The sequence below is a fragment of the Halomonas sp. ABH4_019 genome (assembly GCF_056159885.1).
Genome location: NZ_JBSWWC010000002.1, coordinates 419,681 through 445,197 on the forward strand (window position 1 = coordinate 419,681; position 25,517 = coordinate 445,197).

A 25,517-nucleotide genomic window follows, 5' to 3' on the forward strand; every position below is an offset into this window, starting at 1 on the left:
CTGAAAGGACCAGGATGGTTCGATCACTTCCCCGTGACTGGAGGACACCATGAGCACCTCGTCCCTATCGGAGACCCTGCAGACCCTCGAGGCCGCCGGCACCACCTATCACTATCATAGCCTGCCGAAAGCCGCCGAGGCCCTGGGCGACATCGGCCGCCTGCCGATGACGCTGAAGATCCTGCTGGAGAACCAGCTGCGCTTCGCCGACCAGGAGGGCGTCGAGCGCGAGGACATGCAGGCGCTGGTCGACTGGCAGCAGACCGCCTCGTCCGACCGCGAGATCGGCTATCGGCCGGCCCGGGTGCTGATGCAGGACTTCACCGGCGTGCCCGGCGTGGTGGATCTCGCCTCGATGCGCGCCGCGGTCGAGTCCCTCGGCGAGGAACCCTCGCGCATCAACCCGCTGTCGCCGGTGGATCTGGTGATCGACCACTCGGTGATGGTCGACCACTTCGGCGATCCCAGCGCCTTCAAGGACAACGTCGCCATCGAGATGGAGCGCAACCGCGAGCGCTACGAGTTCCTGCGCTGGGGCCAGCAGGCCTTCGACAACTTCCGCGTGGTGCCGCCGGGCACCGGCATCTGCCACCAGGTCAACCTGGAGTACCTGGGCAAGACGGTGTGGACCAAGGAAGAAGACGGCAAGACGCTCGCCTACCCCGACACCCTGGTAGGCACCGACTCCCACACCACCATGATCAACGGCCTGGGCGTGCTCGGCTGGGGCGTCGGCGGCATCGAGGCCGAGGCCGCCATGCTCGGCCAGCCGGTGTCGATGCTGATTCCCGAGGTGGTCGGCTTCAAGCTCACCGGCAAGCTGCGCGAGGGCATCACCGCCACCGACCTGGTGCTGACGGTGACCCAGATGCTGCGTGAGCGCGGCGTGGTGGGCAAGTTCGTCGAGTTCTACGGCGACGGCCTCAAGGACCTGCCGCTGGCCGACCGCGCCACCATCGCCAACATGGCCCCCGAGTACGGCGCCACCTGCGGCTTCTTCCCGGTGGACGAGGAGACGCTGCACTACATGCGCCTGACCGGCCGCGACGACGAACAGGTCGCCCTGGTCGAGGCCTACTGCAAGGCCCAGGGCCTGTGGCGCGAGCCCGGCGCCGAGCCGATCTTCAGCGACACCCTGGCGCTGGACATGAACGACGTCGAGGCCAGCCTGGCTGGCCCCAAGCGGCCCCAGGACCGGGTCGAGCTCAAGAACATGCCCCGCGCCTTCGCCAAGGTCATGGAAGACGACGGCAAGCAGCCCGCGTCCTCGACCGAGAACGGCAAGCTGATGTCCGAAGGCGGCCAGACCGCGGTGGGCGTCGAGAAAAGCTACGAGCACCACGACAGCCAGGAGGTCGACCTCGACGGCGAGGCCTTCCGCCTCGACCCCGGCGCGGTGGTGATCGCCGCCATCACCTCCTGTACCAACACCTCCAACCCCAGCGTGATGATGGCCGCCGGCCTGCTGGCCCGCAACGCCCGGGCGCGCGGGCTCGACACCAAGCCCTGGGTCAAGACCTCGCTGGCGCCCGGCTCCAAGGTGGTCACCGACTACCTGGCCGCCGGCGGCGTGCAGGACGACCTGGACGCCCTGGGCTTCAACCTGGTGGGCTATGGCTGCACCACCTGCATCGGCAACTCCGGCCCGCTGCCCGAGCCCATCGAGCAGGCGATCACCGACGGCGACCTGGCGGTGGCCTCGGTGCTGTCCGGCAACCGCAACTTCGAGGGCCGCGTGCATCCGCTGGTCAAGACCAACTGGCTGGCCTCGCCGCCCCTGGTAGTGGCCTACGCCCTGGCCGGCAACGTCCAGATGGACCTGGTCAATGACGCCCTCGGCGTCGACACCCACGGCAAGCCGGTCTACCTCAAGGACCTCTGGCCCTCCCAGGCCGAGATCGCCGAGGCGGTGGAGCAGGTGCGCACCGAGATGTACCGCAAGGAATACGCCGAGGTCTTCGAGGGCGACGAAGTCTGGCAGGCCATCGACGTGCCCGAGAGCCAGGTCTACCAGTGGGACGAGGCCTCGACCTACATCCAGCACCCGCCGTTCTTCGACGGCATGGGCCGCGAGCCCGCCGCCACCGAGGACGTCGAACGCGCCCACGTGCTGGCCCTGCTCGGCGACTCGGTGACCACCGACCATATCTCGCCGGCCGGCGCCATCAAGCCCGACAGCCCGGCGGGCCGCTACCTGCAGGAACGCGGGGTCAAGCCGGTGGACTTCAACTCCTACGGCTCGCGGCGCGGCAACCACGAGATCATGATGCGCGGCACCTTCGCCAACGTACGCATCCGAAACGAGATGCTCGACGGGGTGGTCGGCGGCGAGACTCGCCACGTGCCGTCCGGCGAACAGCTGGCCATCTACGATGCGGCCATGCGCTACCAGCAGGAAGGCACGCCGCTGGTGGTGATCGCCGGCAAGGAGTACGGCACCGGCTCCAGCCGCGACTGGGCCGCCAAGGGCACGAGGCTGCTCGGCGTGCGCGCGGTGCTGGCCGAGTCCTTCGAGCGCATCCACCGTTCCAACCTGATCGGCATGGGCGTGGTGCCGCTGCAGTTCCCCGAGGGCGAGAGCCGCCAGACCCTGGGCCTGACCGGCGACGAGCGGGTCTCCATCGAGGGGCTCGACGAGCTGACCCCGGGCGGCAAGGTCGAGGTGACCATCGAGGGCGACAAGGGCGAGCAGCGCCTCGAGGCGCTGTGCCGCATCGACACCGCCAACGAGCTGGAGTACTACCGCCACGGCGGCATCCTGCACTATGTGCTGCGCAAGATGATCGGGTCGGCCTGATCGAACGGCCCCCAGTGCCCTGAAAGCGACAGGCCCCGCCGGCTATCCGGCGGGGCCTGTTTCGTTTTGGGCCTCGGGCTTCGGGCCTCGGGCAGTCTCCATCGCATCGGGCTGGCGACCAACCGCTCGTAGCTCGTGGCCCTTAGCCCGCAGCTCCCTTAACTCGCAGCCCTCAGCCAGACGTCAGAACGAGCGGCGACGATAGCGACGATACGCCGGCGTCCAGAAGTTGCGCTCGATGGCGTCGCGCAGGGTCTGTTCATCGGACTGCAGCGCCACGCCCTCGTGCTGGGCCTGGGCCGCCACCTCGAAGGCGATGGCCTTGGACAGCTCGCGGATGTCGGAGAGCGCCGGCAGCACCGCGCCCTCCCCGGTCTTGGCCACCGGCGCCTCGCGGGCCAGGGCCCGGGAGGCCGACATCAGCATGGCGTCGGTGATGCGGCCGGCCTTGGCGGCGAGCACCCCGAGGCCGATGCCCGGGAAGATGTAGGCGTTGTTGCACTGGGCGATCGGATAGCGCTTGCCCTGGTATTCCACCGGCGGGAAGGGGCTGCCGGTGGCCACCATGGCCTGGCCGTCGGTCCAGCGGATCACGTCCTCGGGCACCGCCTCGACCCGCGAGGTGGGGTTGGACAGCGGCATCACCAGCGGCGAGGCGCAGCCGGCGTGCATGGTGCGAATCACCTCCTCGGTGAACAGCCCCTGCTGGCCGCAGACGCCGAGCAGCACGGTCGGCTTGACCCGCTTGACCACCTCCAGCAGCGACTGGCCGTCCCAGTCGGCGACCAGCGCCGGATCCTGGGCCAGGCGACGCTGGAAGCCGCGCAGCCATTCCTGGTTCTCGGTGACCAGCCCCTCGCGGTCGACCATGAAGATGCGCCGTCGCGCCTCGGCTTCGGTGAGCCCCTCGGCCTGCATCGCCACCACCACCTGCTCGGCGATGCCGCAGCCGGCCGAGCCGGCGCCGACCACCACCACCCGCTGATCGCCGACGCCCTCATCGCGGGCCTGGCAGGCCGCCATCAGGGTGCCCACGCAGACCGCGGCGGTGCCCTGGATGTCATCGTTGAAGCAGCACAGTTCGTCGCGATAGCGCTCGAGCAGCGGCAGGGCGTTGGTCTGGGCGAAGTCCTCGAACTGCAGCAGCACGTTCGGCCAGCGACGCTTCACGGCGGCGATGAAATCGGCCATGAAGGCGTCGTAGTCCTCCTGGGCGATGCGCGGGTGACGCCAGCCCATGTACATGGGATCGGCCAGCAGCGCCTCGTTGTTGGTGCCCACGTCGAGCTGGATCGGCAGGGTGTAGGCCGGGCTGATGCCGCCGCAGGCGGTGTACAGCGACAGCTTGCCGATGGGAATGCCCATGCCGCCGATGCCCTGGTCGCCGAGCCCCAGGATGCGCTCGCCGTCGGTGACCACGATCACCTTGACCTTGTCCTTGGTGGCGCTGCGCAGGATGTCGTCCATGCGGTCGCGGTCGGGGTAGGAGATGAACAGCCCGCGGTGGTTGCGATAGATGTTGGAGAATTCCTCGCAGGCCTGCCCCACCGTGGGCGTATAGATGATCGGCAGCATCTCCTCGAGGTGCTCGGAGACCAGGCGGAAGTAGAGGGTCTCGTTGTCGTCCTGGATGCCGCGCAGGTAGATGTGGCGGTCCAGGTTGGTCTGGCACTGGCGGTACTGACGATAGGCGCGCTCGGCCTGCTCCTCGATGGTCTCGACGTTCTGGGGCAGCAGCCCGATCAGGTTGAACTCGAACCGTTCCTCGCGGGTGAAGGCACTCCCCTTGTTGAGCAGGGGCATCTCGAGCAAGGGCGGGCCGGCGTAGGGCACATAGAGGGGGCGCTTGGCTTCGCTGGTCATCAAGTTCGTCTCATGCTGTGTCGGGAATGCGGGCCGTGACGCTCTGGCCATGTCCGAGAAAGTGTCTGCGCTGGCCGACTTTCCGAACACCACGCTGCGGCGTCTTGCTCGCTACTCTATCACGCCGGCGCCGCGGCCATGGACCGAGGCCACCGGCGCGGCAAAAAGGGCGACGCCGGGCTAGACGAAGCGGCCCAGTCCGACCGCCTGGCGCAGGCGGTCCATGAAGGGCGCGGCCTCGGCGCGGGCGCGCTCGGCGCCCTGGCGCAGCACCGCCTCGATATGGCCGGGATCCTCCAGCAGCGCCTGGTAGCGCTCCCGCGGCTCACGCAGGTGGGCGTTGAGGTACTCGAAGACCCGGTTCTTGGCCTCGCCCCAGCCGATGCCGTTCTCGTACTCGGTGCGCATGGCCGCGCTCTCCTCGGCGGTGGCGAAGGCCGAGTAGATCTGGAACAGGGTGCAGGTATCCGGGTCCTTGGGCTCGCCGGGTTCCAGCGAGTTGGTCTTGATCTTGCGCACCAGCTTCTGCAGCTTCTTCTCGGAGACGAACAGCGGGATGGTGTTCTCGTAGCTCTTGGACATCTTGCGGCCGTCCAGGCCATTGAGCACCTGGACGCGCTCGTCCACCACCGCCTCGGGCTGGGCGAAGTACTGGCCCTTGAACAGGTGGTTGAAGCGCCCGCCCATGTCGCGCGCCATCTCGATGTGCTGGATCTGGTCGCGGCCGACCGGCACCTTGTTGGCGTTGAACATCAGGATGTCCGCCGCCATCAGCACCGGATAGCCGAACAGCCCCATGGTGATGCCGCGGTCGGGATCCTGAACGCCCGACTCCTCGTTGTCGGCCACCGCCGCCTTGTAGGCGTGGGCGCGGTTCATCAGCCCCTTGGCACAGACGCAGGACATCATCCAGGCCAGTTCGGGAATCTCGGGAATGTCCGACTGCCGGTAGAAGATGGCGTTGTCGGTATCCAGGCCGAGCGCCAGCCAGGTGGCGGCGATCTCCAGGCGAGACTGCTGAACCCGCTTGGGGTCCTGGCACTTGATCAGCGCATGCAGGTCGGCAAGGAAGTAGTAGGACTGGACGTTGGGGTCCTGGCTCGCCGCGATGGCGGGCTTGATGGCCCCGATGTAATTGCCGAGGTGAGGGGTGCCGGTGGTGGTGATCCCCGTCAGCACACGGGTCTTGTCGGAAGGTGCGGTCATGAAAGCGGGACTCAGCTGACTCTCGAATGCCCGCTATGGTAACGCGGCGCCTCGGTCAAGGCGACCGGCACAAGGAAGGTGGGCGAGGGGCGAGGGGCGAGGGGCGAGGGGCGAGGGGCGAGGGGCGAGGGGCGAGGGGCGAGGCGAACAGTATCGCTCATGCTTCGCCATCTCCTACGCCTCACACGTCTTCCCCTCACCCCAGGCTCTTCACGCCTTACGCTCCTCACTCCCCTCGCCTCTCAGCGATCAACCGATCAGGCGCGCGGCCTCCACATACTCGAGGCCGAAGGCCTCGGCCACGGCCCGGTAGGTCAGCTGGCCCTGGTGGACATTGAGGCCCTCGGCAAAGTGGGCATCGTCGGCCAGCGCCTGCTTCCAGCCCTTGTCGGCCAGGGCGACGACGTACGGCAGGGTGGCGTTGGTCAATGCCTGGGTGGAGGTCCGCGCCACCGCGCCCGGCATGTTGGCCACGCAGTAGTGGACCACGCCGTCGACCACGTAGGTCGGCTCGGCATGGGTGGTCGGTCTGCTGGTCTCGAAGCAGCCACCCTGGTCGATGGCCACGTCCACCAGCACGCTGCCCGGCTTCATGTCGGCCAGCATCGCGCGGGTGATCAGCTTGGGGGCGGCGGCGCCGGGCACCAGCACGGCACCGATGATGAGGTCGGACTCGCGCACCGCCTCTTCCAGGCTGTCGGCGGTGGAGAAGACGGTCTTCATGCGGCCCTGGTAGCGGTCGTCCAGGGTTTCCAGGCGCGGGATGGACTTGTCCAGCACGGTGACCTCGGCGCCCAGCCCCAGTGCCATGCGCGCGGCGTTCTCGCCGACCACGCCACCGCCGATCACGGTGACCTTGGCCGGCGCCACGCCCGGCACGCCCGGCAGCAGGATGCCGGCGCCGCCCTGGGCCTTCTCGAGGCTGTGGGCACCCGCCTGCACGGCCATGCGCCCGGCGACGGTGCTCATCGGCGCCAGCAGCGGCAGGCCGCCTTCCCGCGCGGTGATGGTCTCGTAGGCGATGCAGGTAGCGCCGCTCTCCAGCAGGCCGCGAGTCAATGGCTCCTCGGCGGCCAGGTGCAGGTAGGTGAACAGGGTCTGGCCGCGTGATAGCCGCGCGACCTCCTCGGACTGGGGCTCCTTGACCTTGAGGATCAGCTCGGCCTCGGCCCAGACCTTGGCCACGTCGGCCTCCAGGCGCGCGCCGGCCGCCTCGTAGTCGGCGTCGGGGAAGCCAGCGCCCTCGCCGGCACCGGCCTGGACGGTCACCGCGTGGCCACGGCCGACCAGTTCCCGGGCGCCGCTCGGGGTCAGGGCGACGCGATATTCATGGTTCTTGATTTCCTTGGGGACGGCGATCTGCATGGGAGGTCCTCCGGTGCCGAGTCGTTGAACGACATATTGTTGGATGAGGGTGACTCACCGCTTCATTACAGCACAGCAGGACAATCACGAAGAGATCACGCAAGAAAAAGACAAAAAACCCAGGAAGAGCCGGCCTTGCTCAGAACATATACCCAACAGCAAGACAGATATCAGAAAATCGCTTCAGAAGTGATCACTCTTTCACCAGCGCGCCCCCATAGCCGGCCAGGAAGGCCTCGGGCAGGCGGCGGGGGCGGCCGCTGGACAGCGCGATGCAGGCGAAGCGCGTGCGTGCGCGCAGCAGGGTCCGATCGTCGGTGGGGCGCTTGAGCTGGAAGCGCCGGGTCAGGGTCAGGCGAGCGTCGCAGGCGACGATCCAGGTGGCCAGCTGCAGGCGATCCCCCTCGAAGGCCGGCGCCAGGTAGTCCAGCTCGTGGCGCTGTACCGCCATGGCGCGGTCGAGCTCGCGATAGCGCGCCAGTGTCAGGCCGAGGGACGCCGAGTGCGCCCAACTCGCCTGCTCCACCCAGCGCGGGTACTCGGCGTTATTGGCGTGGCCGAAGGCATCGATGGCCGACGCCTCGACCACAAGATCGATCACGAAGGGATCGGGCAGGTCCCAGGGCATGGCAGGCACTCCTCGTCGCGACCCCGCACGGCGGCGCTCAGGGCCGGCTGCGGCCACAGTTCCAGCAGGCGTCGAACGCCCCCTCCAGGCGCTCGCCGCAGCCGGGACAGGTCCAGGCCGGTCGCTCGTCGCCGTCGGACAGGGCGTCATGGATCAGCGTCTCCGCCCGCGTCCGGTTGTGGGGCGCCACCCACACCTCCGGCTCGCACTCCCCGGGCGGCAGCTCGCCGGCGCCGCCGCCCAGGGTCAGGTTGCGACGCTCGACGGGAATGCCGGCGACCTCCAGCAGGTTGGCCACATGCCCGACCAGCAGCGGGTTCGAATGGGCGAAGACGCGGACGAAGGCAATATCAGTCATGAGAACCCTATCGGGGCCCGCCGCTCGGCGCGCCCCTGCGAGGAAAGCACCGCGCTCAATCGCGGAAGACGCGCACGCCGAGCGCCTTGAGATAGGCCGTCTCGGGGATCGCCGGATGCACCGGGTGATCCGGCCCCTGGTGGCCCTGGAACAGGATCTGGGCGTGGCGATCCTGGTGACGGGCGGCACCGCGCACGCAGTCCACCAGGCGCTCCGGCGCCAGGTGCATCGAGCAGGAGGCCGACAGCAGCAGGCCGTCACGGCCCAGCAGGCGCATGGCCTCGCGGTTGAGCTTGCCGTAGGCGCGCTCGCCGGCGGCGGTGTCCTTGCGCTTCTTGATGAAGGCGGGCGGATCCAGGATCACCACGTCGAACTGCTCGCCGTCGGCCTTGAGCGCGGCCAGGGCCTCGAAGGCATCGCCCTCGCCCACCGCCACCTGCTCGTGAAGCCCATTGAGGGCGACGTTGTCGGCGACTCGCTCCAGGGCCGGCGCGCTGGCATCCACGCACAGCACCTCGCTGGCGCCGTTGGCGGCGGCCTGCACGCCCCAGCCCCCGACGTAGCTGAACAGGTCGAGCACGCGCTTGCCGGCCACGTGCTGGTTGAGCCAGGCACGGCTGACGCGGTGATCATAGAACCAGCCGGTCTTCTGGCCATCGAGCACCGGGGCGACGAAGCGCACGCCGTTCTCCTCGAGCTCCACCGCCTCCGGCAGCTCGCCCTTGACCACCTCGATCTGGCTCTCGAGACCCTCGAGGCGACGCCCGGCGGTGTCGTTGCGCAGCACCACGGCGCTCGGGGAGACGACCTTGTCCAGGGCGTCGAGCAGCGGCTCGAGCTGCGCCTCCATGCCGGCGGTGTTGATCTGTACTACCAGCACGTCGCCGTAACGATCGACGATCAGCCCCGGCAGCAGATCGCCCTCGCCGTGCACCAGGCGATAGAAGGGCCGGTCGAACAGGCGCTGGCGCAGGGCCAGGGCCTGGTTCAGGCGATGCACCAGCAGCGAGCGGTCGAGCTGCATCTCAGGATCGCGGGACACCAGGCGTGCGCAGATCAGCGAGTGGGCGTTGACGTAGGCCACGCCCATCGCCTTGCCGTTGGCGGCCTCGACCCGAGCCTGCTCGCCGGGGGCGAAGGCCTTGAGCGGCGTGGCCTGGGTGTCGATCTCGTTGGAGTACAGCCACAGATGCCCCGCCTTGAGGCGGCGATCGGCATTCTTCTTCAGGCGCAGGGGGCGTAGGGCGGTCATGTCGTGGTTCTCATCATGGAAGTCGTGGGCGTCGTGGGGGACGTTCGGGGAATGCCGGCCCTGGACCCGGGCATCGAATCGAGGCGGCGCGCTCAGGTCTGGCACTCGCCGCAGAAAACACTGGCCCGCTGGCCCAGGGTCACCAGGCGCAGCTCGGCGCCGCAGCGCCGGCAGGGCTCGCCGTCGCGACCGTAGACGTTGAGCCGCTGGGCGAAGTAGCCCGGCTCGCCGGTGCCGCCGACGAAGTCGCGCAGGGTGGTGCCGCCCTGGGTAATGGCGGCCGCCAGCACCTCGCTGACCGCGGCCGCCAGGCGATCGTAGCGCTCGCGCGAGATGCGCCCGGCGGCGCGACGGGGATCGATCCCGGCCAGGAACAGCGCCTCGGCGGCGTAGATGTTGCCGACGCCGACGACCACGGCGTTGTCCATCAGGAAGGGCTTCACGGCCAGGCGCCGCCGGCGCGACATCTCGAACAGTCGCCCGCCGTCGAAGGCCTCGGAGAGCGGCTCCGGGCCCAGCCGGGCGAGGCGCTTGTCCTGCTCGGCGTCTCCGGCCAGCCAGTCGACGAAACCGAAGCGGCGCGGGTCGTGATAGCGCAGCACCGCACCGCCGTCGAGCACCAGGTCGAGGTGATCGTGTTTCTTGGGCAGCTCGCCGAGCCGGGCGATGCGCAGGCTGCCGGACATGCCGAGGTGCCACAGCAGGGTGGCCTCCCGCCCCTCGAGGGGAACCAGCAGGTACTTGGCGCGACGCTCCAGCGGGCCGATGCGGGCCCCCACCAGGCGGTCGACCAGGTCCTCCGGCACCGGCACGCGCAGGCGGGAGTGGCGCACGATCACCTCGGTGATCTCGCGGCCCTCCACGTGCGGGGCGATGCCGCGCCGGGTGGTCTCGACTTCGGGCAACTCGGGCATGGGGCGACCTTCTGTCGGCGATCAGCACGCAAGAACCCGACCATCGGGCCGGGTTCTTGAGGACAGGCCGAGGCCTGCGGCGGAAGCGATCTCGGGAACCGCGGGGATCCCGACTTACTTGATCTTGGCTTCCTTGTACATCACGTGCTTGCGAACAACCGGATCGAATTTCTTCATCTCCATCTTGTCCGGAGTGTTCCGCTTGTTCTTGTCGGTGGTGTAGAAGTGGCCGGTACCGGCGCTGGACACCAGACGAATCTTGTCACGCATGAGTCTTCTCCCTGATGGAAACGCTTAGACGGTTTCGCCGCGCTTGCGAATGTCGCCGAGCACCGCTTCGATGCCCTTCTTGTCGATGATGCGCATGCCCTTGGAGGAGACGCGCAGCTTGACGAAGCGCTTCTCGGACTCCACCCAGAAACGGTGGCTGTGCAGGTTCGGCACGAAACGACGACGCGTCTTGCGCTGGGAGTGTGAAACGTTGTTACCAGTCACCGGGCGCTTGCCGGTAACCTGACATACTTTGGACATGAGAGCCTCCAACCGCTTGGCCAGGTACGAATACCTGATTGTTCAAAACCTGTCGGGCAAAACCGGGACGACCCCGCTGTCATTTGACCCAAGGGAATTCAAAGGCTGCACTTTATACCAGAGTCAAGGCTGCCAGACAAGCGACGTGCAGACATATGCAGTGGCATCGCCGGCCGACGTGGCCTCGGGGCCAGTCTCGGGCGAGCGCGACTGCGTCTGCTGATTTTGATCGCGGCGGATTATAGCAGCCCACGCTCGGCAAAGGACACCACCTCGCCGTCGCCGACCACGAAATGATCCAGCACCCGGATCTCGAACAGCGAAAGCGCCGCCTTGAGACGCTCGGTGATGCGCCGGTCGGCATCGCTGGGCTCGGCCACCCCGGAGGGATGGTTGTGGGCGAAGATGATCGCCCCGGCCCCCAGCGCCAGGGCGCGCCGCGCCACCTCCCGCGGGTACACGGAGGCACTGTCGAGGGTGCCCCGGAACAGCGACTCGAAGCGGATCACCCGGTGCTGGCTGTCGAGGAACAGCGCCGCGAACTCCTCATGGCCGAGATGGCGCAGCCGCGACGAGAGATAGGCGCGCACCAGGGACGGCGAGGTCAGCGCCCCCTCGCGTTCCAGCCGGCAGGCCAGGTGACGCCGGGACAGCTCCAGCGTGGCCTGCAGCTGCACGAACTTGGCCTCGCCCAGGCCACGCTCGGCGCAGAAACGCGTGCGATCGGCCTCGAGCAGGGGCCTCAGGCCGCCGAACGCCGAGAGCAGGTCGCGGGCCAGGTCCACCGCCGAGCGTCCGGTCACGCCGACGCGCAGGAAGATCGCCAGCAGCTCGGCGTCGGAGAGCGCCTCGGCCCCCAGCGCCAGCAGCTTCTCCCGGGGGCGCTCGCCCTCCGGCCAGTCCCGAATCGACATCCCGGCCTCCTTGCCCATGCTTCCGCCCTGACACCAGTGTAGCCTCACCCCCGCCGGGGCGCGGCTACGCAAGGTGGCGGCCGAGTGGTAAGGTAGGCGGTCGGATTCACCTCGGATATCGCCATGTCGACACACACCGCCCCGCGACGCGTCCTGCTCGGCATCAGCGCCGGCATCGCCGCCTACAAGAGCGCCCAGCTCGCCCGGCTGCTCAAGCAGGCGGGCTGCGAGGTGCGGGTGGTGATGACCGACGGCGCCCAGGCCTTCATCACGCCCCTGACGCTACAGGCCTTGACCGGCGAGCCGGTGCGCACCTCGCTGCTCGACCCGGAGGCCGAGGCCGGCATGGGCCACATCGAGCTGGCCCGCTGGGCCGACCTGATCCTGATCGCCCCGGCCACCGCCGATGTGATGGCGCGGCTCGCCCACGGCCATGCCGACGACCTGCTCACCACCCTGTGCCTGGCCAGCGACGCCGAGAAGGTCATGGCGCCGGCCATGAACCAGGCCATGTGGCGCCAGCCGGCCACCGCCCGCAACGCCCGCCGACTGGCCGACGACGGCTGGCGGCTGCTGGGCCCGGACAGCGGCGACCAGGCCTGCGGCGACGTGGGCCCCGGCCGCATGCTGGAGCCCGAGGCCATCCTGACCGCCCTGACGGCGCCCGCCGATCGCCCCGCCGAGGGGCTCAGCGTGGTGATCACCGCCGGTCCCACCCGCGAGCCGCTGGACCCGGTGCGCTATCTCTCCAACCACAGCTCCGGCAAGATGGGCTTCGCCCTGGCCGCCGCCGCGGCCGCCCTCGGCGCCAAAGTACAACTGATCAGCGGCCCGGTGGCACTGCCCACCCCGGCCGGCGTGGAGCGCCTCGACGTGGAGAGCGCCCGGGAGATGCATGACGCCGCCCAGCGCCTGGCCGGCGAGTGCGATCTGTTCATCGGCTGCGCCGCGGTGGCCGACTACCGCGCCGAGGCCCCGGCCGAGCACAAGCTCAAGAAGCGCGAGGGCGAAGACACCCTCACCCTGCGCCTGGTCAAGAATCCCGACATCATCGCCGCCGTCGCCGCGCGCCCCGACCGCCCCTATGTGGTGGGCTTCGCCGCCGAGACCCGGGACCTGGCGACCTACGCCCGGGACAAGCTCGCGCGCAAGGGCCTCGACATGGTGGTGGCCAACGACGTCTCTCGCGCCGGACTGGGCTTCGGCGCCGACGACAACGCCGCCCTGCTGCTGTGGCGCGACGGCGACGCCACCGGCCAGGATGACCTACCGCCCCAGCCCAAGGCCGAGCTGGCCGAGGCCGTGATGCGCCGGGCGCTGAGCCGCCTGGGTGCGACCGACCGCCCCTGAATTTCGCCGCCACCGACTCCTGGAAGACACCCGATGCCGACCTTTCCCGACCGTCCTCGCCTCGCCGTCAAGCTGCTCGACGAGCGGATGCGCGACCACCTGCCCCACTACGCCACCCACGGCTCCGCCGGCATGGACCTGCGCGCCCTGCTCGACGCGCCGCTGGTGCTCGAACCCGGCGACTGCCAGCTGGTGCGCACCGGCCTGGCCATCCATATCGCCGACCCGGGCCTGGCCGGCATGATCCTGCCCCGCTCCGGGCTCGGCCACAAGCACGGCATCGTGCTCGGCAACCTGGTCGGGCTGATCGACTCCGACTACCAGGGCGAGCTGATGGTCTCGGTGTGGAATCGCGGCGGCACCACGTTCACCCTCGAGCCCTTCGAGCGGCTGGCCCAGTACGTGCTGGTGCCGGTGGTGCAGGCCGACCTCGAACTGGTCGACGACTTCGACGCCAGCGCCCGCGGCGACGGCGGCTTCGGCAGCTCGGGGCGCCACTGACGCCCACCGCCCCAGCGACAAGGACGACGACATGCATCGAGACAGCGACAGCCCCGCCCCCGCCTCCATCTTCCGCGCCTACGATATCCGCGGCATCGTCGATGACACCCTCACCGAGCCCGGCGTCGAGGGCATCGGCCGGGCCATCGGCAGCGCCGCCCGCGCCCGCGGCGAATCCCGGGTGGTGGTCGCCCGCGACGGACGGCTCTCCGGCCCGCGGCTCAAGGACGCCCTGACCCGCGGCCTGACCGCCAGCGGCTGCGACGTGATCGATATCGGCATGGTGCCCACGCCGGTGCTCTACTTCGCCGCCCATGAGCTGGACGGCACCGCCTCCGGGGTGATGGTCACCGGCAGCCACAACCCGCCGGACTACAACGGCTTCAAGATCGTGCTCGGCGGCGAGACCCTGGCCGGCGAGGCGATCACCGACCTGCACCGCCGGATCATCGAGGGCGACCTGGCCGAAGGCGAGGGTCGCGTGACCGAACACGACGTGCGTGAGGCCTACCTCGAGCGCATCCTCGGCGACGTGACCCTGGCCCGGCCGCTCAAGGCGGTGGTGGACTGCGGCAACGGCGTGGCCGGCGAGCTCGGCCCGCGGCTGGTCGAGCGCCTGGGCGCCGAGACCGTCCCGCTGTTCGCCGAGATCGACGGCACCTTCCCCAACCACCACCCGGACCCGGGCAAGCCAGAGAACCTCCAGGACCTGATCCGCGCCGTGCGCGAGCACGACGCCGACATCGGCCTGGCCTTCGACGGCGACGGCGACCGGCTGGGCGTGATCACGCCCCAGGGCGAGCTGATCTACCCCGACCACCTGATGATGGCCTTCGCCGAGGACATGCTCGCGCGCCAGCCCGGCGCCCGGGTGATCTTCGACGTCAAGTGCACCGGCAACCTGGCCCGCGTCATCGACGAGGCCGGCGGCACCCCGGAGATGTGGCGCACCGGTCACTCGCTGATCAAGGCCCGCATGAAGGAGACCGGCGCCCAGCTGGCCGGCGAGATGAGCGGGCACATCTTCTTCAAGGAGCGCTGGTACGGCTTCGACGACGGCCTCTACGCCGCCGCCCGGCTGCTGGAGGTGCTGTCGCGCCAGGCGAAGGACGCCGACGCCTTCTTCGCCCGCTATCCCCAGGACATCGGTACCCCGGAGATCAACGTCGGCGTCACCGACGAGACCAAGTTCGCGCTGGTGGATCGACTGGCCCGGGAGGGCGACTTCGGCGAGGATGGCATCAAGACCACCCTGGACGGCATTCGCGTCGACTACCCGGACGGCTGGGGGCTGTGCCGCGCCTCCAACACCACGCCGATGCTGGTGCTGCGCTTCGAGGGCAAGAGCGAGGCGGCGCTGGCGCGCATCCGTGACCGCTTCGCCGCCGCCCTCGCCCAGGCGGCGCCGGACCTCGAGATCGCACTGTGAGCCGCCCCACCAGACACCATCAGGACAAATGAGATGACCGAACAGACACGCGACCCCCGCCAGGTGGTGGAGGTGCTCTCCGAGGCCCTGCCCTATATCCAGCGCTTCTCCGGCAAGACCGTGGTGGTCAAGTACGGCGGCAACGCCATGACCGAGGACACCCTGATCGACTCCTTCGCCCGCGATATGGTGCTGATGAAGGAAGTCGGCATCAATCCGGTGGTGGTTCACGGCGGCGGCCCGCAGATCGGCGACCTGCTCGACAAGCTCAAGATCGAGTCGCGCTTCGTCAACGGCATGCGCGTCACCGACGCCGAGACCATGGACGTGGTCGAGATGGTGCTGGGCGGACTGGTCAACAAGGGCATCGTCAACCTGATCAACCAGAGCGGCGGCAAGGCGATCGGCCTGACCGGCAAGGACGGCGGCCAGATCCGCGCCCGCCAGCTCCAGGTCGAGCACCAGACGCCGGACATGGCCGCCTCCGAGATCATCGACATCGGCCACGTCGGCGAGGTGGAGCACATCTCCACCGACCTGATCGAGATGCTCGCCGAGCGCGACTTCATTCCGGTGATCGCCCCGATCGGCGTCGACGAGGCCGGCCGCAGCTACAACATCAACGCCGACCTGGTGGCGGGCAAGGTGGCCGAGGCCCTGGACGCCGAGAAGCTGATGCTGCTGACCAACGTCGCCGGGCTGATGAATGCCGAGGGCGAGGTGCTCACCGGGCTGACCACCGCCCAGGTCGACGCCCTGATCGCCGACGGCACCATCCATGGCGGCATGCTGCCGAAGATCCGCTGCGCCCTGGACGCCGTCAAGGGTGGCGTGGCGAGCGCCCACATTGTCGACGGCCGGGTGCCCCACGCCACCCTGCTGGAAATCTTCACCAACGCCGGGGTAGGCACGCTGATCACCAACGCGACACGCTGACGCCGAGGCCGGCCCAGACCGGCCCCTCTTCAAGGACCGACAAGAAAAGAACGCTATGACGCAGGCAACCCCCACCCCCAGCCGCCGGGAGCAGATCCTCCAGGGGCTGGCCCTGATGCTGGAGGAAGACAGCGGCAAGCGCATCACCATCGCCGCCCTGGCCCGCCAGGTCGGCGTGTCCGAGGCCGCCCTCTACCGCCACTTCCCCAGCAAGGCACGCATGTTCGAGGGGCTCATCGAGTTCATCGAGCAGACGCTGTTCGAACGCATCGCCCGCATCCTCGAGGAGACCCCCGAGGCGGTGCCCCGCTGCGGTCAGATCCTGACCCTAGTGCTGGCCTTCGCCGAAAAGAACCCGGGCCTGTCGCGGCTGCTCGGCGGCGACGTCCTGACCGGCGAGACGGCCCGGCTGCGCCAACGCATCCACCAGCTCTTCGAGCGGCTGGAGACCCAGCTCAAGCAGGTGCTGCGCGAGGCCGAGCTGCGCGAGGGGCTGCGCCCCACCCTGCCGATTCCGGCCGCCGCCAACCTGCTGATCGCCCAGGCCGAGGGGCGCATCGCCCAGTACGTGCGCAGCGACTTCCGCCGCCTGCCCACCGAGCACTGGGACGACCAGTGGCCCGTGTTATCGGCGAGGTTGATGCGCGAGGCGGTGCAGACGGCCTAGCTCGAAGCTCGAAGCTCGAAGCTCGAAGCTCGAAGCTCGAAGCTCGAAGCTCGAAGCTCGAAGCTCGAAGCTCGAAGCTCGAAGCCACCAACGCTAGAGCCTGCCGAGCAAAAGAAAACCCCGAAGGCCTTGGCCCTCGGGGTTTTCTTCGTGCGGCACCGGCGCCCGGGGTATCAGGCGGCCAGGGTATCGCCGAGCTGCTGCTTGATCTTCTTCATGGCGTTCTTCTCGAGCTGACGGATGCGCTCGGCGGACACGCCGTAGACGTCGGCCAGCTCGTGCAGGGTCGACTTGTCGTCGCTCAGCCAGCGCTGCTGGAGGATGTCACGGGAACGCTCGTCCAGCCCTTCGAGGGCCACCTGCAGGCGGCGGGTGGCATCGGCCTCCCAGTCGCTGTCCTCGAGCTGGGCGGCGGGGTCCTGGCTGGCGTCGTCGAGGTAGTGGACCGGGGCCTGGTAGGCGGTCTCCTCGTCCTCGCCCGGTGAGGCGTCGTAGCCGGCGTCATGGGCCGAGAGACGCCCCTCCATCTCGCGCACCACCTCGGGCTTGACGTCGAGGTCCTTGGCGATCGCCTCGACCTCGTCGGTGTTCAACCAGGCCAGGCGCTTCTTGGCGCTGCGCAGGTTGAAGAACAGCTTGCGCTGAGCCTTGGTGGTGGCGATCTTGACGATCCGCCAGTTGCGCAGCACGAACTCGTGGATCTCGGCCTTGATCCAGTGCACGGCGAAGGACACCAGGCGCACCCCCTGGTTGGGGTCGAAGCGCTTGACGGCCTTCATCAGGCCGACGTTGCCTTCCTGGATCAGGTCGGCCTGGGCCAGGCCATAGCCGGCGTAGCTGCGCGCGATGTGCACCACGAAGCGCAGATGCGACAGCACCAGGCGGCGTGCCGCCTCGAGGTCGCCCTCGTCGTGCAGACGATAGGCCAGCTCACGCTCTTCCTCGACGGTCAGCATGGGGATGCCGTTCACCGCCTGGATATAGCCGTTGAGGTCGTGGCCCGGGGAAAGGTGGCCCACCGGCAGAAGACTGGTGCTCATGTGCAGAATGTCTCCGTTGAAGCCCGTGTGTGGAATCCCTCGCGTGAAAACCTTCGCTCGGAAACCTGAGTCGCCGCTTTGGATAGCGGTTTATCGATTTGGTTCCGGCGGTCTCCCGAGTTCGAAACCGCTTCGCTAGCGGGGGCGGATCTGTGCCAGATGTCGACTCACGGCGATCCACGCCCCCAGCCAGCCCAACAGTGTACTACAACCGAGCAGGGTTGCCGAGCCCGCGAATCCCAGGCCGGGCAGCGCGAAGCCGGCGCCGTAGCTGGCCGCCAGCGCGGCGATCGGCGTGGCCAGCCAGTCGCCGCCGAGCGTCAGCAGGCCCCAGGCCAGCAGGCCGCCGCCGAGCCCGTACCAGGCACCGCTGTACAGGAAGGGGCGTCGCACGAAGGCATGGGTGGCACCGATCAGGGTCACTACCTCGATCTCCTGGCGGCGGTTCTCCACCGCCAGGCGAATGGTGTTGCCCACCACCAGCAGCACCCCCAGGCCAAACAGCACCGCGAGCCCCAGGCCGACCCGGCGCCCCAGCTCCGCCAGGTGGCGCAGGCGTTCCAGCCAGGCCAGGTCCAGGCGCACCTCCTCGACCCCGGCCACCGCCTGCAGGCCATCCGCCAGCCCCTGCACCGCCGCCGGCGAGGGATCCCGCGGACGAATCACGATGCTGGCCGGCAGCGGGTTGCCCGGCAGCCGCGCCAGGGCATCCTCCAGCCCCAGGGCCTGCTGGAACTCGGCCATGCCCGCCTCGGCGGTGACCAGCCGCGTACCGGCCACGCCCTCCCGAGCCGCCAGCGCCTGCTCGATGCGCCCGGCCTCGTCGTCTCCGACCTCGGCTTCCAGGTAGGCGGTGAGGGTCGCGCTCTCGCCGAGCTCGGCATCGAGCAGGCGGGCGCCGTCCAGGGTCAGCCACAGCCCGGCGGGCAGCACCAGGGCGATGGCGATGGCCAGCATGGTCAGCAGGCTGCCGACGGGGTAGCACAGCAGACGGCGGCCGCTGTCCAGCGCCATGGCACGGTGGTGGCGCAGCCAGCTGCGCCAGCGGCCGCCGGCGGTGGCGCGCTGGGTGCGCGCGCCACGACGAGCGGGGGGCTCAGGGCTCATGCGACCTCCTCGTCGGCCACCAGGCGCCCCTCCTGGAGGCGCAGGGTACGGTGGCGCAGGCGGGCGATCAGCGCCAGGTCGTGACTGGCCACCATCACCGTGGTGCCGATGCGATGGAAATCCTCGAACAGCGCCATGATGTCCGCCGAGAGCTGGGGGTCCAGGTTGCCGGTGGGCTCGTCGGCGAGCAGCAGCGCCGGCTTGTTGACCACCGCCCGGGCGATGCCCACCCGCTGCTGCTCGCCCCCGGACAGCTCGATGGGCAAGGCCTTCTCGCGATGCAAGAGCCCCACCTTGTCCAGCGCCGCGCGCACCCGGCGCGCCGCCTCGCGGGGCTCGGCACCCTGGATCTCCAGCGGCAGCGCCACGTTGTGGTAGATCGAGCGATCGAACAATAGCTGGTGATCCTGGAAGACCACGCCGATCTGGCGCCGGTAGAACGGCACCTGGCTGGCGTGCAGGCGATCGATGTCGTGGCCGGCCACCAGGATGCGCCCGCGACTGGGCCGCTCCAGGCGCATCAGCAGCCGCAGCAACGAGCTCTTGCCCGCCCCGGAGTGGCCGGTGAGGAACACCATCTCGCCGCGGCGCACGCGGAAATCGAGGTGGGCGAGCGCATCGAAGCGCCCGCCGTAGCGCTTGCCGACGTGCTCGAAGGCGATCATGCCGAGGCGTCGTCGCGGTCGAACAGGGCGTCGACGAACTCCCGGGCGTCGAAGGGCCGCAGGTCATCCAGGGTCTCGCCGACGCCGATGAAGCGGATCGGCGTGCCCAGTTGCTGGGCCAGGGCGAAGATGACGCCGCCCTTGGCGGTGCCGTCGAGCTTGGTCAGGGTGATGCCGGAGACCGGCACCGCCTCGTTGAAGGTGGCGGCCTGGGAGAGCGCGTTCTGGCCGGTGCCGGCGTCGAGCACCAGCATCACCTCGTGGGGCGCCTCGGCGTCGAGCTTGCCCATCACCCGGCGCACCTTCTTGAGCTCTTCCATCAGGTGCGCCTTGTTGTGCAACCGGCCGGCGGTGTCGGCGATAAGCACGTCGACCCCGCGGGCACGGGCCGCCGCCAGGGCATCATAGACCACCGAGGCGCTGTCGGCGCCGGTGTGCTGGGCCACCACCGGCACGTCGTTGCGCTCGCCCCAGACCTTGAGCTGCTCGACGGCGGCAGCGCGGAAGGTATCGCCGGCGGCCAGCATCACGCTCTTGCCCTCGCGCTGGAAGCGCTGGGTGAGCTTGCCGATGGTGGTGGTCTTGCCGACGCCATTGACGCCGACCACCAGGATCACGAAGGGCCCCTGGCCATTGGGCGGCAGGGCCAGGGGCGCGGTGACGCCCTCGAGCAGGGTGGCGAGCTCGTCCTGCAGGGCCCGGTAGAGCGCCTCGGGGTCCTTGAGCTCCTTGCGCGAGACCCGCTCGGTGAGCCGGTCGATGATCTGGGTGGTGGCCTCGATGCCCACGTCCGCCATCAGCAGCTGGGTCTCGAGCTCCTCCATCAGGTCGTCGTCGATCTGCTTGCGGCCCAGGAACAGGCCGGCGAGGCCCTCGGTGAGATTGGAGCGGGTCTTGCCCAGCCCCTCGCGCATGCGGGCGAGCCAGCCCTTCTTCTCGCTCTTTGGCTTCTCGCGAGGCTCGGCCTTGGGCGGTTGTGCCGCCACCGGGGCGGGCTCGGCGGCCGGCTCAGGCTCCACGGCGGCGGGCCGCTCGGGTTCGGGCTCGACCGCGGACGCCGCCTCGGCCCCGGCGACAGGCTCGGCATCTGATGCCGACGCCTCCGCTTCCGGCTCGGGCTCGTCGGCGGGTGCGGTCGCCGCGCCCGTGACGGGCTCGGCATCACTCCCGGCGGCGGGCGCCTCATCGCCCTCGGGGGCGGGCCGTGACTCGCTCGCCGGCGCCGAGGCGGGCTCCGGCTCGCACGGCGACTCCGCCGTCGCGGCATCGGGCGCCGCCTCCCCGGACTCGGCCTCGCCGGAGTCCTCCGGCGTGGCCTCGGGGGCCTGCTGCTGCTCTTCCTGCTTCTTCTTGCGCTTGAGAAAACCGAACATGTAGGGATTCAGCCTCGCGGATGAACGAATCGCCACATCCTACCATCGCGCACCATGACTGTGGACAAGGCGCCCGCTACAATCGGCGCCATGAGCCGACGACGCCCCTCCCCCCGCTCCTCGAAACGCGCCTCGACACCGACCCGCGGCCGCGGCAGGCCAGCGGCCGCCCGCCCTGCCGGGCAGTTGCGCATCATCGGCGGCGAACACCGCCGCCGACGGCTACCGGTGCTGGACAGTCCCGGGCTGCGCCCCACCCCGGACCGGGTCCGCGAGACGCTGTTCAACTGGCTCGGCCCGGCCACGCCCGGCGCCCGGGTACTGGACCTGTTCGCCGGCACCGGCGCGCTGGGCCTCGAGGCGCTGTCTCGCGGCGCCGCCGAGGCATTGCTGGTGGAACGCGACCCGCGTGTGGCCCGGGCGCTGACCGACAACCTGGCGACCCTCGGCATGGACCGCGCCGACGTGGCCATCGCCGATGCCCTCGGCTACCTCGAGGCCGGCCCCGGCACGTCGTCAGCCCCCTTCTCGCTGGCGTTCCTGGATCCGCCCTTCCGCCAGGGCCTGGCCGCCCCCTGCTGCGCGGCGCTCGAGGCCGGCTGGCTGGCGCCGGACGCCTGGATCTACCTGGAGACGGAATCGGAACTCGTCCCCGAGGTGCCGGCCGGCTGGCGGCTGCATCGCGAGGTGCGCGCCGGCGACAGCACCGGACGGCTCTATCATCGCTCCGGCGAGGCCGGGGAGTCGCCCGATGGCGACGCTTGCTGAGCCCCGTCCACGGCGTTAGTCTGCCGCTGCAGGACGCCAAATACGGGCCCCCAAGGACATCGTCAGGAGAAACGGATGAGCATCGAACTCTTCAATCAGCTCGAACAGAAGGTCGCCAGCGCCGTGGAGGCCCTGGAATTGATGAAGATGGAAGCCGAGGAGCTGCGCGAGGAGAACGCCCGCCTCAAGCAGGAGCGCGAGGAATGGGAGCGCCGCCTGTCCGCGCTGCTGGGCAAGTTCGACGACGTCGAGACCGACAGCCCCGCCGAACAGCAGGCCGGCTGACGCCCCTTACGCCCCGACTAGCGGGCGTGACATCAGCAGCGCATCCTCCCGCCCGCTGCCGGTCAGCGGCGGATAGTAGCCCCGCCGGCGGCCATCCTCCTGGAGCCCCGCTCGCCGGTACAGGGCGATCGCCGGGGCATTGCCCGCCCTGACCTCCAGCAGCAGCCGCTCGGCACCCCAGTCGCGGGCGCGCTGGAGCACGGCGCCCAGCAGCCCTGCCGCCAGCCCCTCGCCGCGTCGCGACGGCGCCACCAGCATGGCCTCGAGTTCGGCATCGAAGGGCTGGCGCGCCACCACCGCATGGCCGATCAGTCCGGTCGCATCTTCCAGGCCCAGCACGGCGATGCCCTCCGCCGTCAGTGCCGCCTCGAGTCGCGATGCCGGCCAGGGATGCACCTGGCCGCCGGCCTCCAGCTCGACCAGCGCGGCCAGATCGGCGAGGCCGAGCTCGCGAAGGCGCGGCTCAGGCATCGTCCCTGGCCTCACTGCTGGTCGCTTCCTCCCGGTCGCCCTGCCAGGCGGCGCACCACCCGGCGAGCCGCGGCCAGAGCGCGCGCTTGGCCTCGGCGCTCGCCGCCAGGGCCCCGAGGGCCGGCGCCTGCCAGACCGGCAGCTCCAGCGCCGTCGAGCGCTCTTCCTCGATGGCCAGCACCCGGGCCAGGGTGGCATCTTCGCCGAACACCAGCAGCCGCTCCGGGGCCCAGCCACGACGCGCCCGTCCGGCCAGGAAGGCCGCGAGCCCCTGGCGCGCCTCGTCCAGCGGTGCCTGAACGGACAGCCCCTCGATCTGCGGCCAGTGGAAGGACTCGAAGGCCGGCGACCGCTCCGGGGTGACGCCGGCGGCGCGCAGCAGGTTGACCAGCAGCCGCGCGGCCACCGGCGACGGCGCCGCCTCGCCCGGCAGCACCACCAGCCAGCGGCCGTCCAGGCAGGCGACTTGAAGGGTGAAACGCAGCGCCTCCTGGGGCGGCGCCTCCTCGGCCGTCTCGGGCCCGGGCACCGCTTCCGGCGCCTCGTCGCCCGGCACCGCCTCGGGTGCCAGACCGCCGAGCAGCGCGCGCGCCTTGCGCGGCCCGACGGGCCGGTCGCGGGGCTCGGCCTGGGGGGCGGCGGGCACCGGCGAGGGCTCCGCCGGCGTCTCGAGCAGCGCCTGGAGGCGCTCGGCGGGCGCCTGGCGCGCCGCGGCCTCCGGCTCCGGCATCTCCCACTCGCAGGCCTCGGTGGGCCGGGCGTTGGGTAGCCGATAGCGGGCCGTCCAGGCCGTCAGGCCCATGGCCTCGAGGTATTGCAGCCGCTGGGGCTCGGTGGTCACGAGTGTCCGCCGCCCCGGCAGTCCGGGGAATCCGGCCGGGCCTCGCCGCGGGCCTGCCACTCCTCGGGGGTATAGGGGTGCAGGGCCAGGGCATGCACGGGGCCGGCCAGCTCGTCGGCCAGCAGGGCATAGATCTGCTGGTGGCGCTTCACCGGCATCATGCCGGCGAAGCGCGGCGACACCAGGGTCACCTTGAAGTGGGTCTCTGAATTGGCGGGCACATTGTGCTTGTGGCTCTCGTTCTCCACCGTGAGGGCGGTGGGCTCGAGGGCCTGGAGCTTGTGCTCGATGGTCGACTGGATGCTCATCTCGGCGTTCCGCTGGTGAGTGTCGAGGTTCATTGTACGCGTTCGGCGGCGGCTCGACGACGGGCACGCAGCGCCTCGCCCGCCAGCGAGACCCGGGCCAGGCTGGCCAGCAGCGACAGCCCGGTGGAGGCCATTCCCGCCCACAGCGTCGCCTGCACCGGGGCACCGGCGGCCAGGCAGGCGCCGACCAGGGCCACGCCCAGCGACTGCCCCACGGTGCGCGTGGTGCTCATCACCCCGGAGGCGTTGGCGCTGCGCTCGGCGGGCACGCTGGCCATCAGCTCGCGGTTGTTGGGCGGCTGGAAGAAACCGAAGCCGAGGCCGCACAGGGCGGTGCGCCACAGGCAGTCGACCACCCCGTCGTCGGCCTCGATCAGCGCCAGGCTGGCAAGCCCGACCATCAGCAGCACCAGGCCCGCCGAGCTCAGCAGGCTGGGGTTGAGGCGATCGGCCAGCCGCCCGGCCAGCGGCCCCGCCACCATGATGGTCAGCGGCCAGGGGGTGAACAGCCAGGCGGTCTCCAGCGGCGTGAAGCCCATCTCCTGCTGATAGAGGAACGACAGCGCCACGAAGGTCAGCCCCTGACCGACGAAGGCCAGCCCCTGGGCCGAGATGGCCAGGCTGAAGCGCCGCTCGTGAAACAGCGACAGCGGCAGCAGCGGATAGGGAGCGCGACGCTGGCGGGCCACGAAGGCGGCGCCGGCGACCAGGCTGACGGCCAGCCAGCCGAGGGTGGCGAGCATTGTCCCGCCGCCGTCCAGGGCGACGAAGAAGCCGGCCAGCATGGCCATGGCGAGCAGCGCCCCCCAACCGTCGAAGCCACCGGGTCGCCCCGCCTCCCGGGGCAGCGCCCGCCAGGCCAGGCCGACGGCGCCCAGGGCGGGGATCGCCGGCAGCGCGAACAGCCAGGGCCAGCTGGCAAGCGAGAGGATCGCCCCGCCCAGGGCCGGCCCGGCAGCATAGCCCACGGCCACCACCAGCGAGCTCAGGCCCAACGCGCTGCCCAGCAGCCGCGAGGGGAAGATGGCGCGATACAGTGAGGGGCCGATCGACAGCGTCGCCGCCGCCCCCACGCCCTGCAGGGCGCGGAACACCAGCAGCGCTTCCAGGCTGCGCGACAGGGCGCTGCCCAGGGCCGCGACCGCGAACAGCACCAGCCCGGCCACATAGATGCGGCGGCGGCTGAACAGCTCGCTGAGGGCGGCGAACACCAGCAGGAAGGCGGCGCAGGCCACCTGGAAGAGGTTGGTCACCCACACCGCCTCGGCCGGCGCCACGCCGAGATCGGCGGCGATGGCCGGCAGGGCCAGGTTGACCATGGAGGTGTCCACCACCGCCATGGTGGTGCCGAGGATCAGCGCCAGCACGGCCAGGCGGCGTTCGGGCCCCGGCAGGCCATCGTCGCCGGGGCGGGTCGAGAAGAGTCGGCTCATAGTCGATCGTCGGTCAAAAGAAAACCGGCCGCAGCCGGTTTCTCGGAACCTTCCAGGAGCGGAACATCAGTCCTGGTCGGTCTCCAGCAGCAGGTTATCGTCTACCTCGGCCACCTCGAGGGCCGCCTCGTCGTCGAGGTCGACGGCCAGGTAGCTGTACTCGAAATGCAGGAAGCGCTGGAAGAGTGCCCAGTCGAGGCTCTCCGGCCACTGGCGCTCGTCCTCCTCCCAGGCGCGCAGCTCGGTCTCGAGAATCTCGAGATAGCGCTCGCGGACGAAGGCCTCGAGGGCCTCGGGGGTATCCATCTCCGGGATCAGGTAGACGGTGCTTTCCCTTTCGACGTCGCCGAGCGAGAGGTCATCGTCACCCTGGGTGGGCTCCAGGCCATTGATCCAGTCGACGAAGTGCTGGGTCGGCCTGACGCTCAGGGCGGAACGGTTGAGCAGTTTCATCGCGGTCTCCTCGACGTCGAAACGCTGCCATTATGGGCGCCAGGGGCGCTCGTTACCAACAC

27 protein-coding genes are annotated in these 25,517 nt (G+C 69.9%); 8 read left to right on the plus strand and 19 right to left on the minus strand.

Features of this window, described 5'->3' with window-relative positions; all coding sequences use genetic code 11:
- The first annotated feature begins 49 nt into the window (after positions 1 to 49).
- Positions 50 to 2,797 carry an aconitate hydratase AcnA gene (gene acnA / locus ACXAFN_RS09065; RefSeq protein ID WP_474988107.1) on the plus strand — a complete coding sequence of 916 codons (2,748 nt, stop codon included), beginning with the start codon at positions 50 to 52 and terminating at the stop codon, positions 2,795 to 2,797.
- A gap of 183 nt (positions 2,798 to 2,980) precedes the next feature.
- Here acnA and ACXAFN_RS09070 read toward each other — a convergent pair whose 3' ends face one another.
- The 10 genes from ACXAFN_RS09070 to radC form a co-directional block, all read right to left on the minus strand.
- Positions 2,981 to 4,660: an NAD-dependent malic enzyme gene (locus ACXAFN_RS09070; protein WP_474988109.1), complete on the minus strand. Its 1,680-nt coding sequence runs from the start codon at positions 4,658 to 4,660 to the stop codon at positions 2,981 to 2,983.
- Between the two features lie 180 nt (positions 4,661 to 4,840).
- Complete coding sequence (locus tag ACXAFN_RS09075; protein ID WP_474988111.1) at positions 4,841 to 5,866, minus strand: tryptophan--tRNA ligase; 1,026 nt, start codon at positions 5,864 to 5,866, stop codon at positions 4,841 to 4,843.
- A 249-nt stretch (positions 5,867 to 6,115) separates the two neighbouring features.
- Entirely contained in the window at positions 6,116 to 7,231 is a 1,116-nt protein-coding gene (gene ald, locus ACXAFN_RS09080) for an alanine dehydrogenase (protein ID WP_474988112.1), read from the minus strand.
- A gap of 193 nt (positions 7,232 to 7,424) precedes the next feature.
- Positions 7,425 to 7,859, minus strand: a complete 435-nt coding sequence (locus tag ACXAFN_RS09085) for an acyl-CoA thioesterase (protein ID WP_474988114.1) — start codon at positions 7,857 to 7,859, stop codon at positions 7,425 to 7,427.
- Positions 7,860 to 7,896: 37 nt separating this feature from the next.
- Positions 7,897 to 8,217, minus strand: a complete 321-nt coding sequence (locus ACXAFN_RS09090; RefSeq protein ID WP_474988116.1) for a putative signal transducing protein — start codon at positions 8,215 to 8,217, stop codon at positions 7,897 to 7,899.
- Positions 8,218 to 8,272: 55 nt separating this feature from the next.
- Entirely contained in the window at positions 8,273 to 9,469 is a 1,197-nt protein-coding gene (locus tag ACXAFN_RS09095; protein ID WP_474988117.1) for a class I SAM-dependent rRNA methyltransferase, read from the minus strand.
- 92 nt (positions 9,470 to 9,561) lie between these two features.
- On the minus strand, positions 9,562 to 10,383 hold the full coding sequence (gene mutM / locus ACXAFN_RS09100) for a bifunctional DNA-formamidopyrimidine glycosylase/DNA-(apurinic or apyrimidinic site) lyase (protein WP_474988118.1): 822 nt from the start codon (positions 10,381 to 10,383) through the stop codon (positions 9,562 to 9,564).
- Between the two features lie 114 nt (positions 10,384 to 10,497).
- The gene (gene rpmG / locus ACXAFN_RS09105; protein ID WP_016856547.1) at positions 10,498 to 10,653 is read right to left on the minus strand and encodes a 50S ribosomal protein L33; all 156 of its coding nucleotides are present in this window, start codon (positions 10,651 to 10,653) and stop codon (positions 10,498 to 10,500) included.
- 24 nt (positions 10,654 to 10,677) lie between these two features.
- Complete coding sequence (rpmB, locus tag ACXAFN_RS09110) at positions 10,678 to 10,914, minus strand: 50S ribosomal protein L28 (RefSeq protein ID WP_035592734.1); 237 nt, start codon at positions 10,912 to 10,914, stop codon at positions 10,678 to 10,680.
- A 239-nt stretch (positions 10,915 to 11,153) separates the two neighbouring features.
- Complete coding sequence (gene radC / locus ACXAFN_RS09115) at positions 11,154 to 11,828, minus strand: RadC family protein (RefSeq protein WP_474988120.1); 675 nt, start codon at positions 11,826 to 11,828, stop codon at positions 11,154 to 11,156.
- A gap of 123 nt (positions 11,829 to 11,951) precedes the next feature.
- On the opposite strand from radC, the gene coaBC reads away from it, so the two are divergent.
- The 5 genes from coaBC to slmA are packed head-to-tail and all read left to right on the plus strand — an operon-like array spanning position 11,952 to position 16,711.
- Positions 11,952 to 13,178 (plus strand): bifunctional phosphopantothenoylcysteine decarboxylase/phosphopantothenate--cysteine ligase CoaBC, encoded by a 1,227-nt coding sequence (gene coaBC / locus ACXAFN_RS09120; RefSeq protein WP_474988121.1) that lies wholly within the window; start codon positions 11,952 to 11,954, stop codon positions 13,176 to 13,178.
- Between the two features lie 33 nt (positions 13,179 to 13,211).
- Positions 13,212 to 13,679, plus strand: coding sequence for a dUTP diphosphatase (gene dut / locus ACXAFN_RS09125; RefSeq protein ID WP_474988123.1), 468 nt, complete (start codon positions 13,212 to 13,214; stop codon positions 13,677 to 13,679).
- A gap of 31 nt (positions 13,680 to 13,710) precedes the next feature.
- Complete coding sequence (locus ACXAFN_RS09130; protein WP_474988124.1) at positions 13,711 to 15,108, plus strand: phosphomannomutase/phosphoglucomutase; 1,398 nt, start codon at positions 13,711 to 13,713, stop codon at positions 15,106 to 15,108.
- Positions 15,109 to 15,141: 33 nt separating this feature from the next.
- Positions 15,142 to 16,044, plus strand: a complete 903-nt coding sequence (argB, locus tag ACXAFN_RS09135; protein WP_474988126.1) for an acetylglutamate kinase — start codon at positions 15,142 to 15,144, stop codon at positions 16,042 to 16,044.
- Between the two features lie 55 nt (positions 16,045 to 16,099).
- Complete coding sequence (gene slmA / locus ACXAFN_RS09140; RefSeq protein ID WP_474988128.1) at positions 16,100 to 16,711, plus strand: nucleoid occlusion factor SlmA; 612 nt, start codon at positions 16,100 to 16,102, stop codon at positions 16,709 to 16,711.
- A 173-nt stretch (positions 16,712 to 16,884) separates the two neighbouring features.
- Here the strand turns inward: slmA and rpoH are convergent, their stop codons facing one another.
- The 4 genes from rpoH to ftsY form a co-directional block, all read right to left on the minus strand.
- Positions 16,885 to 17,751: an RNA polymerase sigma factor RpoH gene (gene rpoH / locus ACXAFN_RS09145; RefSeq protein ID WP_474988129.1), complete on the minus strand. Its 867-nt coding sequence runs from the start codon at positions 17,749 to 17,751 to the stop codon at positions 16,885 to 16,887.
- A gap of 135 nt (positions 17,752 to 17,886) precedes the next feature.
- Positions 17,887 to 18,858, minus strand: a complete 972-nt coding sequence (gene ftsX / locus ACXAFN_RS09150; protein ID WP_474988130.1) for a permease-like cell division protein FtsX — start codon at positions 18,856 to 18,858, stop codon at positions 17,887 to 17,889.
- Positions 18,855 to 19,523, minus strand: a complete 669-nt coding sequence (ftsE, locus tag ACXAFN_RS09155) for a cell division ATP-binding protein FtsE (protein WP_474988132.1) — start codon at positions 19,521 to 19,523, stop codon at positions 18,855 to 18,857. The genes ftsX and ftsE overlap by 4 nt, the downstream gene beginning before the upstream one ends.
- Entirely contained in the window at positions 19,520 to 20,896 is a 1,377-nt protein-coding gene (gene ftsY / locus ACXAFN_RS09160; protein WP_474988133.1) for a signal recognition particle-docking protein FtsY, read from the minus strand. The genes ftsE and ftsY overlap by 4 nt, the downstream gene beginning before the upstream one ends.
- Before the next feature lie 90 nt (positions 20,897 to 20,986).
- On the opposite strand from ftsY, the gene rsmD reads away from it, so the two are divergent.
- Positions 20,987 to 21,664, plus strand: coding sequence for a 16S rRNA (guanine(966)-N(2))-methyltransferase RsmD (gene rsmD, locus ACXAFN_RS09165; protein ID WP_474988135.1), 678 nt, complete (start codon positions 20,987 to 20,989; stop codon positions 21,662 to 21,664).
- 75 nt (positions 21,665 to 21,739) lie between these two features.
- The gene (locus ACXAFN_RS09170) at positions 21,740 to 21,949 is read left to right on the plus strand and encodes a cell division protein ZapB (RefSeq protein WP_474988137.1); all 210 of its coding nucleotides are present in this window, start codon (positions 21,740 to 21,742) and stop codon (positions 21,947 to 21,949) included.
- A 6-nt stretch (positions 21,950 to 21,955) separates the two neighbouring features.
- On the opposite strand, the gene ACXAFN_RS09175 is transcribed toward ACXAFN_RS09170, so the two are convergent.
- From ACXAFN_RS09175 to ACXAFN_RS09195, 5 genes are all read right to left on the minus strand, one after another.
- Entirely contained in the window at positions 21,956 to 22,420 is a 465-nt protein-coding gene (locus ACXAFN_RS09175; RefSeq protein ID WP_474988138.1) for a GNAT family N-acetyltransferase, read from the minus strand.
- Entirely contained in the window at positions 22,413 to 23,261 is an 849-nt protein-coding gene (locus ACXAFN_RS09180) for a hypothetical protein (protein ID WP_474988139.1), read from the minus strand. Before ACXAFN_RS09180 ends, ACXAFN_RS09175 begins: the two co-directional genes overlap by 8 nt.
- Positions 23,258 to 23,569, minus strand: a complete 312-nt coding sequence (locus ACXAFN_RS09185; protein ID WP_474988141.1) for a BolA family protein — start codon at positions 23,567 to 23,569, stop codon at positions 23,258 to 23,260. Before ACXAFN_RS09185 ends, ACXAFN_RS09180 begins: the two co-directional genes overlap by 4 nt.
- Before the next feature lie 29 nt (positions 23,570 to 23,598).
- Positions 23,599 to 25,002 carry an MFS transporter gene (locus ACXAFN_RS09190; protein WP_474988142.1) on the minus strand — a complete coding sequence of 468 codons (1,404 nt, stop codon included), beginning with the start codon at positions 25,000 to 25,002 and terminating at the stop codon, positions 23,599 to 23,601.
- Between the two features lie 66 nt (positions 25,003 to 25,068).
- Positions 25,069 to 25,455: a hypothetical protein gene (locus ACXAFN_RS09195; RefSeq protein ID WP_474988144.1), complete on the minus strand. Its 387-nt coding sequence runs from the start codon at positions 25,453 to 25,455 to the stop codon at positions 25,069 to 25,071.
- Between the last annotated feature and the right edge of the window lie 62 nt (positions 25,456 to 25,517).

Excerpts from the sequence above, each read along its gene's own strand:
- slmA (WP_474988128.1), top strand. The coding sequence starts at position 16,100 with ATGACGCAGGCAACCCCCACCCCCAGCCGCCGGGAGCAGATCCTCCAG.
- ACXAFN_RS09075 (WP_474988111.1), bottom strand. The coding sequence starts at position 5,866 with ATGACCGCACCTTCCGACAAGACCCGTGTGCTGACGGGGATCACCACC.
- ACXAFN_RS09175 (WP_474988138.1), bottom strand. The coding sequence starts at position 22,420 with ATGCCTGAGCCGCGCCTTCGCGAGCTCGGCCTCGCCGATCTGGCCGCG.
- ACXAFN_RS09070 (WP_474988109.1), bottom strand. The coding sequence starts at position 4,660 with ATGACCAGCGAAGCCAAGCGCCCCCTCTATGTGCCCTACGCCGGCCCG.
- ACXAFN_RS09170 (WP_474988137.1), top strand. The coding sequence starts at position 21,740 with ATGAGCATCGAACTCTTCAATCAGCTCGAACAGAAGGTCGCCAGCGCC.
- ACXAFN_RS09130 (WP_474988124.1), top strand. The coding sequence starts at position 13,711 with ATGCATCGAGACAGCGACAGCCCCGCCCCCGCCTCCATCTTCCGCGCC.
- ACXAFN_RS09190 (WP_474988142.1), bottom strand. The coding sequence starts at position 25,002 with ATGAGCCGACTCTTCTCGACCCGCCCCGGCGACGATGGCCTGCCGGGG.
- rpmB (WP_035592734.1), bottom strand. The coding sequence starts at position 10,914 with ATGTCCAAAGTATGTCAGGTTACCGGCAAGCGCCCGGTGACTGGTAAC.
- ftsX (WP_474988130.1), bottom strand. The coding sequence starts at position 18,858 with ATGAGCCCTGAGCCCCCCGCTCGTCGTGGCGCGCGCACCCAGCGCGCC.
- mutM (WP_474988118.1), bottom strand. The coding sequence starts at position 10,383 with ATGCCCGAGTTGCCCGAAGTCGAGACCACCCGGCGCGGCATCGCCCCG.
- argB (WP_474988126.1), top strand. The coding sequence starts at position 15,142 with ATGACCGAACAGACACGCGACCCCCGCCAGGTGGTGGAGGTGCTCTCC.
- acnA (WP_474988107.1), top strand. The coding sequence starts at position 50 with ATGAGCACCTCGTCCCTATCGGAGACCCTGCAGACCCTCGAGGCCGCC.
- rpoH (WP_474988129.1), bottom strand. The coding sequence starts at position 17,751 with ATGAGCACCAGTCTTCTGCCGGTGGGCCACCTTTCCCCGGGCCACGAC.
- ACXAFN_RS09090 (WP_474988116.1), bottom strand. The coding sequence starts at position 8,217 with ATGACTGATATTGCCTTCGTCCGCGTCTTCGCCCATTCGAACCCGCTG.
- ald (WP_474988112.1), bottom strand. The coding sequence starts at position 7,231 with ATGCAGATCGCCGTCCCCAAGGAAATCAAGAACCATGAATATCGCGTC.
- rsmD (WP_474988135.1), top strand. The coding sequence starts at position 20,987 with ATGAGCCGACGACGCCCCTCCCCCCGCTCCTCGAAACGCGCCTCGACA.
- rpmG (WP_016856547.1), bottom strand. The coding sequence starts at position 10,653 with ATGCGTGACAAGATTCGTCTGGTGTCCAGCGCCGGTACCGGCCACTTC.
- ftsE (WP_474988132.1), bottom strand. The coding sequence starts at position 19,523 with ATGATCGCCTTCGAGCACGTCGGCAAGCGCTACGGCGGGCGCTTCGAT.
- ACXAFN_RS09085 (WP_474988114.1), bottom strand. The coding sequence starts at position 7,859 with ATGCCCTGGGACCTGCCCGATCCCTTCGTGATCGATCTTGTGGTCGAG.
- coaBC (WP_474988121.1), top strand. The coding sequence starts at position 11,952 with ATGTCGACACACACCGCCCCGCGACGCGTCCTGCTCGGCATCAGCGCC.
- radC (WP_474988120.1), bottom strand. The coding sequence starts at position 11,828 with ATGTCGATTCGGGACTGGCCGGAGGGCGAGCGCCCCCGGGAGAAGCTG.
- dut (WP_474988123.1), top strand. The coding sequence starts at position 13,212 with ATGCCGACCTTTCCCGACCGTCCTCGCCTCGCCGTCAAGCTGCTCGAC.
- ACXAFN_RS09195 (WP_474988144.1), bottom strand. The coding sequence starts at position 25,455 with ATGAAACTGCTCAACCGTTCCGCCCTGAGCGTCAGGCCGACCCAGCAC.
- ftsY (WP_474988133.1), bottom strand. The coding sequence starts at position 20,896 with ATGTTCGGTTTTCTCAAGCGCAAGAAGAAGCAGGAAGAGCAGCAGCAG.
- ACXAFN_RS09095 (WP_474988117.1), bottom strand. The coding sequence starts at position 9,469 with ATGACCGCCCTACGCCCCCTGCGCCTGAAGAAGAATGCCGATCGCCGC.
- ACXAFN_RS09185 (WP_474988141.1), bottom strand. The coding sequence starts at position 23,569 with ATGAGCATCCAGTCGACCATCGAGCACAAGCTCCAGGCCCTCGAGCCC.